Origin of the sequence: Nocardia alni (genome assembly GCF_019038435.1) — a bacterium.
Taxonomy (GTDB): Bacteria; Actinomycetota; Actinomycetes; order Mycobacteriales; family Mycobacteriaceae; genus Nocardia; species Nocardia alni.
In genome coordinates this window covers 1-12,286 of sequence record NZ_JAGPOX010000072.1, presented here as the reverse complement: position 1 = coordinate 12,286, position 12,286 = coordinate 1, and the positions used below count along the sequence as shown (strand labels likewise).

Sequence of the window (12,286 nt, the reverse complement as noted above, 5' to 3'; positions counted from 1 at the left end):
GATACGACAATGCTCGGCCGACGGCGAAAATCGCGCACGGAGATCAGGCTCCCGATGGAGTATCCGTGACCGAACAGGCAGGCCGACTGAAAAGACTCATGGGACGATTCGGCAGGGTATCCCGCCCCATCGAATCCGAACTTTCGACGGCAAGTGCGTCGACGGAAATTGAAAAACAGATCGAAAGGTACGTGAACATGGCGAATATGGATAGGTCCTTGAAGGAAATGATGGCGGTGGACGGCGCGATCGGCGCCGCTGTCGTCGATTACACCAGCGGCATGGCGTTGGGCACGCTCGGCAGCTCCAACGAATTAGACCTGCAAGTGGCCGCCGCGGGCAATACCGAAGTGGTCCGGGCAAAACTGCGTACGATCGATCAGTTGGGCCTCAACGAGGACATCGAGGATATTCTCATCACCCTGTACGGCCAGTATCACATCATCCGGCCGATGACCGGTCAGCGGTCCAAGGGCCTGTTTCTCTATCTGGCGCTCGATCGAGATCGCGCGAACCTTGCCCTGGCACGCCACCGGCTCAAGGCCATCGAGCAGGACCTCGAGGTCTAGCCGGGAATTCCGGGGCCGGTCCGCCATCGGGACACCGGCCTCTCGCGGCCGTAGCGTGGGTATCGACACCGAGACCGCCAGTTCAGGAGTTGCCCCCCATGAGCACAGCCGCCTCTGCCCCCGCGATGGACCGCAAGACCCTGGCCCGACAGTTGCTCCGCGATGCCGGGATACCGATGGCCGCCTACTACGGGCTGCACGCCACCGGGGCGAGCAATCTGGTCGCGCTCGGGGCCGGCACGGTGATCTCGGGAGTGTTCGTACTGGCCGAGGTGGTCCGCAATCGCAAGATCGACGTGTTCGCCGGAGTGATCCTTGCGGGGTTCGCGGTCGGGCTGGCGCTGACGTTCGTATCCGGCGACGCGCGGTTCATGATCGCCAAGGACTCACTCACCACCGCGCTGATCGCAGGCGCGTTCCTGATCAGCGCGGCGGTCGGCAAGCCGCTCACCTACGTGGTCGCGCGGCGCGGCATGGCCGGTGATCCGCAGCGCGCGGCCGAGTTCGAGGAGAAATACCGCACGATGCCCGTGGTGCGGCGCACCCTGTTCACGCTGACCGTCATCTGGGGTGTGGGCCTGCTCGCCGAGGCCGCGCTGCGCGTGGTGCTGGTCTATCGGTTGCCGATCGCCACCATGGTGTGGCTGTCCACGGTCATGATGGTGATCACCTTCGCCGCGCTGTTCGGGATCACCGTGCTGATCGTGCGCCGAGCGGGCATCCGGGCCACGCGCGATCGGAGCGCACCGGCTCCGACCACCGCGGAGGCCTAAGCCTTCAGGGCCTCGGCCGCGGCGGCCAGAAGCGCGCGCGACGCGACCGGTGTCGCGGCCTCGATGCTGAGGCAGTCCATGACATGGCGGTAGGTCTCGAGGTCTTGCGGGCGGTCGAGATACAGCGCGCTGGAAATCTGCTCGAGATAGACGATGTCGGGGAGTTGCTCCTCGGTGAAGCGCAGGATGGCGAACGAGCTGGCCGCCGCGGCGTGGCCGCTGGCCGAGAACGGGAGCACCTGAACGGTCACCTTCGGGTGGTCCGACATCGTCAGCAGGTGCTCGATCTGGCCGCGCAGGACTTGGCGCCCACCGACGGGTCGGCGTAACACCGATTCGTCGAGGATCGCCCACAGCGAGGGACCGCCCGGCACCTCGAGGATCTCCTGGCGCTTGCGGCGCAGCTCCACCCGGCGCATCACATCCCGGGTGTCCGATGCCATCATGACGACCGCCCGCGCGTAGTCGTCGGTCTGCAGCAGACCCGGAACCAGTTGTCCCTCATAGGTTCTGATCCATTGCGCGGCGCCCTCCAGTCCGAGATAGTTCTCGAACCACGAGGGGAGCAGATCACTGTAGCCGTACCACCAGCCCTGTTCGTTGGCCAGGCGGACCAGCTTCAGGAATGCCTCTCGCTGCACCGGATCGCTCACGCCGTACAGGGTCAGCAGATCGTTGATGTCGCGTTCTTTGTATCCGGTCCGGCCGAGCTCGAGCCTGCTGATCTTGGCGTGCGAGCCGCGAATGCGCTCGCCCGCGATCTGCGGCGTGATTCCACAGGCCTCGCGTAGTTTGCGTAGTTGACTGCCGACCATGATCCGCAACGCCGTCGGTCCGCGCCGGGCGATGGGCGAGGTGGCGAGGTCTATCCACGCCGGTTCTGCCGTCATGGGATCTTCTCCGCTGTCCTGTGGCTACGCACCGACTATGCTAACCCGCTCCGTCCGGAACCAGCTAACTCACCGAGAAGATGTTCTGTCCAGTCTGTTCCGTATCGGCGACGTCTCACCGCATCTGCGGGCGCGTACCACCAGGGAATGTCGCGTTCAGAGCGGACGTATAGTCGGCTTGCACCTTGTAGTACCGACCGGTGGGACCGTAGGCGGCGTAGAAGACGAATCCGCGTGGACCGGTGTCCGCATAGGGGGCTCCGGTGACGAAGCGCTCCAGCAGCGGGTCGAGATGGGTGGGGAAGCCCGCGGCGTCGCTGCGCACCGGAAAACAGATGCGCTGCATATCCGGTGCGTCCCAGGAGAATGTGCGATAGGCGTTGAACGTCCGTGCGAACAGGGTCAATTCCTCGTCGCTGGCCGGGGCGAAGTCGAGCTCGCGCAGGATGGTGGCGATATCGGCGGGCGTGAGCTCGCCCGGGGCAAGCACCCGGGAGTACCAGTTCATGGTGTGGCTGACGAAATCCATTGCCAGCATGCCGATGTCGCCGCCGTAGCGGGACAGATGCCCGGCATGCGCGCGGGCCGCGGCGGGCACGTCCGGGAACTCGAGCATCCGCTGCACGGTGAGTAGTTCGGGGAATACGAGCCAGATCTTCTGCACGCCGGTCGCGACCGCGAGATCGACTCCCCAGCGTACCGGCACGGCGGCAGGGATCTGGGTCAGCAGTCGTTCCATCGGATGCCCGGTGAAGGTGAGCAGCCCGGCATCACGGAGTGCGCCCACCGGATCGGCGGACGGGCTCGAATTCATCAGCCGGACACTGACTTCGCGTTGCCGTACCGGATGTGTGGTGGTCCGCACCCCTATCCATGAACTTGTCCACAGCTCGGCGAGCGCGTCCAGTACCGGATCCACGGCCGCGGGCACATAGCGCACTTCGGACAGGCGAGCGTACTCCCGCAGATCCTGCCGAAGCCGGTCGAGCCTCGAGTCCGCGGACATACTCATGACTCCTCCGACTCGTGCAACTGGGGAACGCCGCTGGTCCGTAGGCCAGGATAATCTCCGCGGCCGACCGGCCTGTGCGGTTCCGAACAGACGGCGCGATTGTTACTTACCGACAGTGGAATTCGCCCAATCGATGACGGCGGAGTGGTAGTCGCCGGTGTTGCGCGCCAGATTCACCGCATGGCCGCTGCCCGGGAGAACGAAGGTGCGCAGCCGCGCCGCGGGGGCGAAGAACGGGGCCTCCTCGGACTGCAGGGTGGCCGAACTCGCGCACACGGCGTAATTCACGCCGCACAGCATGCGGTCCCGGCCGCCGACCACGATGAGAACCGGGGCGGTGATGAAATTGGACATCCCGGGCAGGGTGGAAACCATCCCGTCCGGATACTCGGTCAGCGAAAAGACCTCTTTATCCTTTTCGTCCAGTGCGAGCACCGCCGGGTCGACATCGCCGGGATCGAAGAAATCGTGGATGCGAGTGCCGGGCCGCGTCGTCAGATATCCCGGATCCATTCCGCGCCCGGCGAATTCGGGATCGTTGGCCGAGGAGTGGTAGGTGGCGATGACGCTGAGGGTGCCGGGGACGTTCACCGCGTGCGAATAACCCGTCAGCACAATGCCGTCGACATCGTGATAGGTGGTGGCCTCCATGATAGAGGTGCCGGAGGTCAGCGAGTGGCCGACCGTGACGACCTTGCCGAACGGCGCGGCGCCGTCGAGTCCCTGCCGGGCGTCTCGGACGATATCGTGCAGGTCTTGCGCGGTGGCGGTGGCCGTCAGCGTCTCGGGTTGCGGATGGGTGCTTGCGCCGTTACCGAGCCGGTCGACCACGAGTGTGGCGTATCCGGCCGTGTTCATCGCCCGGCGGAAATTGTAGATCTGCGGCTCGTACGGGAAATCCCAGTATGTGCCATTGAAATTGGAGCCCGACATCAGCACCATGACGGTGTGGGCCCCGCCCGGCGGCGCGCACAGGGTCGCGGCCAATCGGCCCTGCGGCACCGCGATCGGAAAGGATCGGCAGGACGCCGAAGCCGGCCCGTTGTCGGCGGCGGCTATGCCGGACGTGAAGCAGCACAACATGATTACGGCGAATACGATCCGTGCCCACCTCGAGACTCGCACGCGCAGCGCTCCCTATGACGATATGCGAAAGGTTCGGTTTGTAATGGCGCACGTTATCGGTAGGCGGGGCGGCATGCAACGAGTTCGCTCATTTCGAGAGTGCCGCTACGGCTTTCGGCAGATGCCGCCGAGTACCACCATCCGGGTTTCGGGGAGATCGTCACCGAGCCAATGCTGGACGGGAACGACTCCGGGGTCGAGCAGCTCGAAGCCCTTGAAAATCGTGGCCACGTCGGCGCGGGATCTGAACACGAACTGAGCGGTACTTCCGACGGTATCCACAACGGTCTGCTGGACCCACGTCTCGTCGCTCTCGGTGGCGCCGTGCGTGAACGCGACGTAGCTGCCCGGCGCCATCACCTCGTGGAATCGGGCCATGACCTCGGCCGGTCGTTCGTCCGCCAGCACGAAGTGCAGAACGCCGACGAGCAGAATCGCGATCGGCTCGGCCAGATCCACACCCGCCTCGGTGGGGAGCCGCTCGATGATGTCGTCGGGGTCGCGGAAGTCTCCCAGCATCGGCGTGACACCGGGGAGGCCGTTGAACATCGCGTTGGTGTGCGCGAACACGACCGGGTCGTAGTCGATCGAGGCCAGTCGCGCCGTGGGATCGACGTCCATGACGGTCTCGTACACGCTCGGTGAGGTCGGGATGCCCGAGCCGATATCGACGAACTGCCGAATGCCCGCCTCGGCGGCCATCTTGGCCGAACCGGTGAGGAATGCGCGGCTGAATGTGGCCAATGTCCGATTATCCGGCGCGATGGACAGCATTCGCTGCGCCACGATCCGGTCGGCCTCGTAATTATCCTTGCCGCCCAGTAGATAGTTGTAGATTCGGGCCGCGTTCGGTTTGGTCGGATCGACACCCTCCGGCGCCGGTCGGTCGCCTGCCATCAGACCTCCTCGGTGTCGCGTCCCCGCCTGTGCTCCGAGCCTTCGAACCACAATGGACCGAGAGTAGCCGCGTGGCGCACTCGCCGTACAGCCGTTCGATGTCTACTCCGGGCGGGCCTTCTCCGCATACCTGCAGTGAACCTCGGAGATGGTTACGATTCGATAACGGCTTTCCGGTCCGTCCTTGCCGCCATCTCCGGTCCGGTTACATGGCGCGCACCACCGGAGTAATCGTCGTGAGCGGCTGACGGCCCGGTGGAGGCCGGGCCGACCGCTCGTCGGCAGAAGGAGGATGTGCCGTGCGGACCGGGGCGATCGGGGTCGGCGAGGGCGTGTAGGCGAGTGCTCGGGATGGCCGATGTCCCGAAATCTCCTGCGGAATAGTGATTAATGCGGGCGGGTCGGGTTGGTTCAGCTTACGGCCATTTCTTCATGTCTTTTCACAGATAATCGGGGGCGCAATTAATGGTAATCGACATATGTACCGTCCGGCAATAATAATATTTCTGATTCGACCAGTGCTATATCGTGATCAAGTCGATATGCTGTGACGATGTTCAAACCGAGACTGGGTGTCCGGGCTCGTATTCTGGCCATTGCGTTCGTCCCGAGTATTGTATTGCTCGTCATCGGCGTGGGCGGCGCAGGATATACCGTGACGCAAGGTATGCATGCGCGGAATTGGTCGAAAGCGCTGGCCGCCGCCACCCCGCAGAGCAGGGAGTTGGTGACGGCGGTACAACTCGAACGGCAATATTCGATAGCCCGGCTGGCCGACGGCGGGGGAGATCCGGGCCCGCTCATGCAGGCCCGAGTGCGTTTCGACGCCATCTCGGCGGCACTGGATCAGACGACGCCGGAGTTCGACAAGATCGGGCATTCCGAGGTGACCGGCGACATCGGCGGAATCCAAACGGCGAAAGCTCGTTTGGCGTCGATCCGTGCGCAGGTCGACGCCCGAACGCTGCCGATCGCCGACGTCTACAACTATTACAGTCATTTCCTCGACGCGATCTCGGTCGGCAGCGAGATCGTGGAGACCGATGCGCCGACGCCCCGGGTGGCGAGCGAGGTGGCCGCGGCGCTGTCGATCGTCTCCGCATCGGAGATGCTCTCGCGCAGTGCGGCATTGGGATCGGTGCTCGCCCACGGTGAAACGCTGCCGCCGCAGCTGGCCATCGAGTACTCGCGCCTGGTCGGCGGGTACCGCACCAGCATCGAAGCGCAGGCCGGTCGGTCGCCGGAGGTCAAGACGGTGACGACGAGTCCGGCCTGGCTGCAATTGATCATGATGGAGAACACCCTGCTGGCGCGTGCGCTGGATCCGATCACCGCGGCGCCCAGCGAATACGACGACACACCGACGCCGGCGCCGATGTCGTTCACCCCCGACGACTGGTCCGCTACCACAGGTCAGGTGGACAACGCGCTGCTCACACTCTGGGACGGCCAGATGGTGCGCGCACACAACCTGGCGGCACAGGCCGCGGATCGCAACGCGCACAACGCCCTGGTCATCGGCGGCGTTCTGCTGGCCGCCGCGGTGGCTGCCTTCGGAGTGTCGCTACTGCTGGCCAACCGCGTCATCGGGCGCCTGCACCGGTTGCGTAACGAGACGCTGGCGCTGGCCAGTGAGCAACTGCCGCGGATCATGCAGCGCTTGCGCGCGGGGGAAAAGGTCGATGTGAGCGCGGAGTCGACGCCACTGGCCTTCGGGACCGATGAAATCGGCCAGGTGGCCGATGCGTTCAACCGTGCTCAAATCGTCGCGGTCACCGCGGCCGTCACCGAGGCGGACACCCGCGAGGGCGTCCGCACGGTCTTCCTGAACATCGCGCATCGCAGCCAGATCGTCGTGCATCGGCAGCTCGAGATCCTGGACGAGGCGGAGTCCAGCCAGGAGGATCCGGCGCTGCTCGATATCTTCTTCGACCTGGACCACCTCGCCACCCGCGAGCGCCGCAACGCCGAGAACCTGATCATTCTGGCCGGAGGCGAGCCCGGGCGCGGATGGCGCAATCCCGTTCAGCTACTGGAGATCATCCGCAGCAGCGTCAGCGAAACGGTCGACTTCCGGCGGGTGAAGATCGTACGAGCTCCCGATCTGATGATCGCCGGCAGTGCGGTGGCCGACCTGGTGCACCTGCTCGCCGAACTCATCGACAACGCCGCCTATTTCTCCCCATCGCAATCACAGGTGGAGGTTCGTGCCAATGTGGTGGGAAAGGGGGTGGCCGTCGAGATCGCGGATCAGGGTATGGGGATGGCCGGGGAGCAGTACGCCCGCCTCAACGCCGTGCTGGCCGATCCGCCGGATTTCGGTGTCGGTACCTTGTCGGAGGACTCGCGGCTGGGCATGTTCGTCGTCGCCCAGCTGGCGCGGCGCAACGACGTCGCGGTGCGGCTCACGGAATCCGATTTCGGCGGGGTTCGCGCCATCGTCGTCGTCCCGTCGAAATTCATCGTCGCCGAGGCGTCCACATCCACCGGCACGTGGCGTGCCGTTTCCGACCCGAGCGGGGAACTGCCCGGCCGGGTCGCCCAGCAGGTGTCGGCAGGGTCGTGGTCCCCGGACTCCGGGGACGGATTCGCCGCTCCCGCACCGGTACCGCCGCATCCCGGTTTCGCAGGCAACGGCCATGCCGAACCGGGCGTCCGGCCCCGCCCCGCGCTGCCGCGGCGCCGACGTCAGGCGAGCTTGGCGCCGGAGTTGACGAACGAGGCCAGGCGAGCGCCGGACCTGCCCGGAGCATCGGACCGGACGCCCGAACAGGCCCGAGACATCTTCTCCGCCATCGAGACCGGGACCATGCAGGGCCGCCAGGCCGACCCCGGCGCCCCTAGGCCCTGAAAGAGGAAGCACCAATGACCACCCCGGAAACCCATGATCTGAACTGGCTGCTCGACGATCTGATCGAGCGCTTGGTCGGCGCGCGCTACGCGGTGGTGCATTCCACCGACGGACTGGTGCTGGGCCGATCCTCGTCCCTGAACAGGGAGGACGCCGAGCACTTCGGCGCCATGTCCTCCACGCTGTACGGCCTGGGCCGCAGCGCGGGCGCTCGATTCGACGGCGGCAGTGTCCGGCAGGCCATCATAGAACTGGATCGCGCGATCCTGTTCGTGACCGCTGCGGGCAGTCATGCCTGTCTGGCGTTGCAGGCCGCCGAGGACGCGAAACTCGGAATGATCGCCTACGAAATGAATGTGACGGTCAAACGTGTCGGTCATCTCCTGTCCACCACACCCCGCTCGCAGCTGACCGGACGGGTCGTCGACCAGCGACCGCGATGAACCCCGAATCCCGGAGGTGGTTCGACGAGGCGGCCGGGCCGCTGGTCCGCCCGTACGCGCGGACCGGCGGCCGGACGGCCGGCTCGGCTCGCAGTCTCGACATGCTCACCACCGTGGTGGTTTCTCCTGCGGCGCCGATGCTCCGTCGCATCGAACTGGAATACGGCCAGATCGTCGAGTTGTGCCGGCGGCCGCATGCGGTGGCGGAGGTATCCGCCGCATTGCGGATGCCGCTGGTGGTGACCAAGGTTCTGATCGGCGATCTGATCACCGACGGAATACTCGTTTTTCGTGCTCCGGTCGCTACGGACCATGCTCCGACCATCGACCTCTTGCGCGCGGTACTCGACGGAATCAGGCGAATGTGATTTCGGGCGGCGCGAGATGTGCCTATTCTGCCGACGCCGCATGGACAAGAGGCCGGGTGTCGACCCCGTCGATGAAATCGGTCAGCGCGGCCGCGACGGTTTCGGGCTGCTCGTCGGGGATGAAGTGTCCGGCGTCGGGAACGATGACCCCGCTGGTGTTTTCGGCCCACGGGCTGATCGAGGCCGCCATGTCCGGAATCGAGCCGTGGCTGCTGGAGATTCCGAGAACGGGCACGGTCAGGTGCTGCTCTGCGAGCGCTTCGTGATTCTTGCGCGCCGACTCGGCGGCGTGCCGGTAGTAGGCCAGGCAAGCGCGCAGGCCGTCGTCCACGGATATCGCTGCCGCGTAGTGATCGAGTTCGGCGTCGTCGAACGTGGCGGGATCCAGGGTTTTCGCCGTCAGGAACCAGCCGACGTATTCCCGTTCGCGGCCGGCCAGCAGAGTTTCGGGCAGGCCGGGCACGAGGTGGAACGCGAAATGCCAGGTCTTCCACGCCCGATCCGGGTCTGTGGGAATCGTTTCCGGGAGGGTGACGCCGGGAATTCCGGCGTCGAGCAGAGCCAGACCGTGCAGACGGTTTTCGTAGTCGAGGGCGAGGGAGAAAGCGACCCAGGCGCCGATGTCGTGAGCGACCAGCCAGTAGGTCGACACTCCGAGGGCCTGCACGGCGGCGTGGATCTTCGCGGCGACCGTGTGCGTGTCGTAGCTGCCTTCGGGACGTTCGGAGTGGCCCTGACCCGGTAGGTCGATCGCGATGACGTGGAACCGGCTCGCGAGGTTCGGCATCACCTTTCGCCAAGCCCACCAGGTCTGCGGGAATCCGGCGAGCAGCACGACAGCCGGGCCACTCGGGTCGCCGCCTTCGACGGCATGCAGGCGGACGCCGTCCGCGTCGACCCAGCGGTGAGTGAATCCATCCAGATCGTGCAGACGCAGGAGCGGTGTATGTGGCATGTCCGAAGGCTAGCACATCTTGAACTGTTCAGTTCAAGATAGAATGGCGTGACCGCGACCCGGAACATCGATAGCTCGGCAAGGGAGAGTGCCCCATGGCAGGCAAGAAGCAGTTCGACATGGACACGGCGCTCGACTCGGCGATGATCCAGTTCTGGCGAACCGGCTATGCCGACACCTCCCTGGACGATCTGTCCCGGGCGACCGGCCTGAACCGCAGCTCCATCTACTCCTCCCTCGGCGACAAGGACGCGCTGTTCCTGCGCTGCCTCGACCGCTACGCCGCGCGCTACGGCGACTTGTACGACGCCGCCCTCTCGTGCGCCGCCGCGGACCCCCTGGCGGCTGTCCGTGCGTTCTTCGAGGTGACCCTCGAACGCATCGCCGATCCCGAACTACCGGACGGATGCCTGGTTGCCCAGTCGGCCATGGCAATTCCGGGGTTGAGCCAAAATGCTGTGACACACGTACAGAAGGCGGTCGGCTTACAGCGCTCGCGCCTGAGCGCCGCACTGAAGGCCGGCCGGTTGCCCGACCCGGCCGCCGAGGCCTTCGCCGTGCACATGGCGGCCGTCAACCAGTCCCTCGCCGTCATGAGCAGAGCCGGCGCGGACTCGTCGCAACTCCTGGCCATCGTGGGCGTGAGCCTCGATGCGCTCTCGCAGGCGCTGCTGTAGTCGCAGACGAGTACTCGAGCTGGCGGCAACCGGTTGGCTGGCGCGACCTCCCCGCATCTGCGTCAGCTGTAGAGCTGATCGAGACCGACGAGCAATATGCGGTCGTCGGTAGCGGCCGCGGCGGTCAGTTGCGGGGTGAACCCGGCTGCGCTGTAGCAGGTCAGGATGGTGTCTTCGACGTGGTAGCCCTTGTGGCCCAGCGGATCACGTGCCCTGGCCAAACGCGCCACGTGGTGATGGCCCATAACCTCGCCCCACTTCGACTCGCCTAGTGAGAGCACTCGGCGCGGTCCTGCTGAATCCTGTGCGGCGAGTACGGCCACATCGATCTGGGTCCGAGATCGGTTCGCCGGGTCGTTGACGGCACCCGAGCCGATTTCGGAGGGGAAGTCCGTGAACAACGCGGCGCCCTGTTCCAGTGCGAAGTCCCGGCACAGCGCTTCGAAGGTCGGGCCGACGACCTGGGCGGAGAAGGTCTGTTTCGTGGAGGCCCACACCTGTTCCGCACGGTCGATTTCCAGCTCGGCCCATCGCTTGCGCATGATCGCCTCGTAGTACGTGATCAGCGGCTCGACGATGCGGTACCGAGAGCGGCCCGTCCGAAACAGATCCGGCTCCCGCTGCACCAATGCGCAATCTTCCAGCACGTTGAGGGGATGGGTTAGCTGGTCGGACTTGCGGCCGGTGTAACTCGCGATTCCACCGTTGGTGGTGTTGCCCGCCGCGATCGCGGCGAGCACGGAGTGGTACATCGCGGGATCGCGGATGTCGGAATTCTGAGGAGATGGCCGCCGATGTCGGCAAGCAGTTCGAGTTTGCCGCCGAGGGCGCTGACATAGGCGGCGATTGCCTCGACCGTGGAGACCTCGCCCCGTTCGATCTGTGAGACTCGGCCGGGGCTTACGCCCATGATTTCCGCGAGTCCTGCCTGCGTGAACTCCAGCCGCTTACGCTCCTCCGCAAGCTGGTGCCCCCACTGTTCGGCCATGATCGCGCCGCGCCGCCGCGCCGCCTCGTCCTCGCCGACACGCTGGCGGTAGGCGTTCTTGTCCCATTTGCTGAAGCTGCTCATTGCTCGCCTTCCTCTTCGGCCCGTTCCTTCAAGTAGACCTGGTACAGGTCCTCGGCCTGTGGAATAGCTTGCTGATACCAGGACTTCCACTGGCCTGTTTTGTCGCCGCCAATAGTTGTCGACGTGGCGGTCGGGATCGATCTGTGGGTGACCCTGGGATCCGGTGATGGGATCGACTGGGCAAGGTATGGGAGGCTGGCAGCGTGAACCGATTGGGCAGCGCGACATCGCCGTATCTGCGTCAGCATGCCGACAACCCGGTGGATTGGCGGGAGTGGGATGCCGATGCGCTGGCCGAGGCGGTGCGGCGGGATGTGCCGATTCTGCTGTCGGTGGGGTACGCGAGTTGCCATTGGTGTCATGTGATGGCGCACGAGTCGTTCGAGGATGAGGCGACTGCGGGGGTGATGAATGCGAATTTTGTTTGTGTGAAGGTGGATCGGGAGGAGCGGCCCGATCTGGATGCTATTTATATGTCGGCTACCGTTGCGATGACGGGGCAGGGTGGGTGGCCTATGACGTGCTTCTTGACGCCGTCGGGGGAGCCGTTTTATTGCGGGACCTACTATCCGAAGACGGGGCGGCAGGGGATGCCTTCGTTCATGCAGTTGCTGCAGGCGGTGTCCGATACCTGGCGGTTGCGGCGGGATGAGG

At 65.2% G+C, this 12,286-nt stretch carries 14 protein-coding genes; 7 read left to right on the top strand and 7 right to left on the bottom strand.

Going from position 1 to position 12,286, the window contains the following annotated elements; translation table 11 throughout:
• The first annotated feature begins 197 nt into the window (after window positions 1-197).
• Complete coding sequence (locus JZ791_RS25110) at window positions 198-569, top strand: hypothetical protein (RefSeq protein ID WP_216897709.1); 372 nt, start codon at window positions 198-200, stop codon at window positions 567-569.
• Window positions 570-667: 98 nt separating this feature from the next.
• On the top strand, window positions 668-1,342 hold the full coding sequence (locus JZ791_RS25105) for a VC0807 family protein (RefSeq protein WP_216897678.1): 675 nt from the start codon (window positions 668-670) through the stop codon (window positions 1,340-1,342).
• Here the strand turns inward: JZ791_RS25105 and JZ791_RS25100 are convergent.
• The 4 genes from JZ791_RS25100 to JZ791_RS25085 form a co-directional block, all read right to left on the bottom strand.
• Entirely contained in the window at window positions 1,339-2,232 is an 894-nt protein-coding gene (locus JZ791_RS25100) for a Sco1979 family transcriptional regulator (protein ID WP_216897677.1), read from the bottom strand. The genes JZ791_RS25105 and JZ791_RS25100 overlap by 4 nt on opposite strands.
• Window positions 2,233-2,347: 115 nt before the next feature.
• Entirely contained in the window at window positions 2,348-3,238 is an 891-nt protein-coding gene (locus JZ791_RS25095) for an aromatic prenyltransferase (RefSeq protein ID WP_216897676.1), read from the bottom strand.
• A 108-nt stretch (window positions 3,239-3,346) separates the two neighbouring features.
• Window positions 3,347-4,369, bottom strand: a complete 1,023-nt coding sequence (locus JZ791_RS25090) for an alpha/beta fold hydrolase (RefSeq protein WP_308163079.1) — start codon at window positions 4,367-4,369, stop codon at window positions 3,347-3,349.
• 105 nt (window positions 4,370-4,474) lie between these two features.
• A complete protein-coding gene (locus tag JZ791_RS25085) occupies window positions 4,475-5,266 on the bottom strand; it encodes an SAM-dependent methyltransferase (protein ID WP_216897675.1) in 792 nt (263 codons plus the stop codon).
• 655 nt (window positions 5,267-5,921) lie between these two features.
• Here JZ791_RS25085 and JZ791_RS25080 point away from each other — a divergent pair.
• Genes JZ791_RS25080 through JZ791_RS25070 form a run of 3 tightly spaced genes read left to right on the top strand, consistent with a single transcriptional unit; the run spans window position 5,922 to window position 8,928 of the window.
• Window positions 5,922-8,117, top strand: a complete 2,196-nt coding sequence (locus tag JZ791_RS25080) for a sensor histidine kinase (protein ID WP_308163078.1) — start codon at window positions 5,922-5,924, stop codon at window positions 8,115-8,117.
• 14 nt (window positions 8,118-8,131) lie between these two features.
• On the top strand, window positions 8,132-8,560 hold the full coding sequence (locus JZ791_RS25075; protein WP_216897673.1) for a roadblock/LC7 domain-containing protein: 429 nt from the start codon (window positions 8,132-8,134) through the stop codon (window positions 8,558-8,560).
• Window positions 8,557-8,928, top strand: coding sequence for a DUF742 domain-containing protein (locus JZ791_RS25070; RefSeq protein ID WP_216897672.1), 372 nt, complete (start codon window positions 8,557-8,559; stop codon window positions 8,926-8,928). The genes JZ791_RS25075 and JZ791_RS25070 overlap by 4 nt, the downstream gene beginning before the upstream one ends.
• A gap of 22 nt (window positions 8,929-8,950) precedes the next feature.
• Here the strand turns inward: JZ791_RS25070 and JZ791_RS25065 are convergent, their stop codons facing one another.
• Window positions 8,951-9,883 (bottom strand): alpha/beta fold hydrolase, encoded by a 933-nt coding sequence (locus JZ791_RS25065; protein WP_216897671.1) that lies wholly within the window; start codon window positions 9,881-9,883, stop codon window positions 8,951-8,953.
• 95 nt (window positions 9,884-9,978) lie between these two features.
• On the opposite strand from JZ791_RS25065, the gene JZ791_RS25060 reads away from it, so the two are divergent.
• Complete coding sequence (locus JZ791_RS25060) at window positions 9,979-10,560, top strand: TetR/AcrR family transcriptional regulator (protein ID WP_216897670.1); 582 nt, start codon at window positions 9,979-9,981, stop codon at window positions 10,558-10,560.
• Between the two features lie 62 nt (window positions 10,561-10,622).
• Here JZ791_RS25060 and JZ791_RS25055 read toward each other — a convergent pair whose 3' ends face one another.
• Both JZ791_RS25055 and JZ791_RS25050 read right to left on the bottom strand, forming a co-directional pair.
• A complete protein-coding gene (locus JZ791_RS25055; protein ID WP_216897669.1) occupies window positions 10,623-11,312 on the bottom strand; it encodes an ATP-binding protein in 690 nt (229 codons plus the stop codon).
• Window positions 11,222-11,632 carry a helix-turn-helix transcriptional regulator gene (locus JZ791_RS25050; RefSeq protein WP_216897668.1) on the bottom strand — a complete coding sequence of 137 codons (411 nt, stop codon included), beginning with the start codon at window positions 11,630-11,632 and terminating at the stop codon, window positions 11,222-11,224. The genes JZ791_RS25055 and JZ791_RS25050 overlap by 91 nt, the downstream gene beginning before the upstream one ends.
• A 203-nt stretch (window positions 11,633-11,835) precedes the next feature.
• Here JZ791_RS25050 and JZ791_RS25045 point away from each other — a divergent pair.
• Window positions 11,836-12,286 (top strand): thioredoxin domain-containing protein (locus tag JZ791_RS25045; protein ID WP_216897667.1); only part of this gene is annotated, 451 nt, incomplete at its 3' end.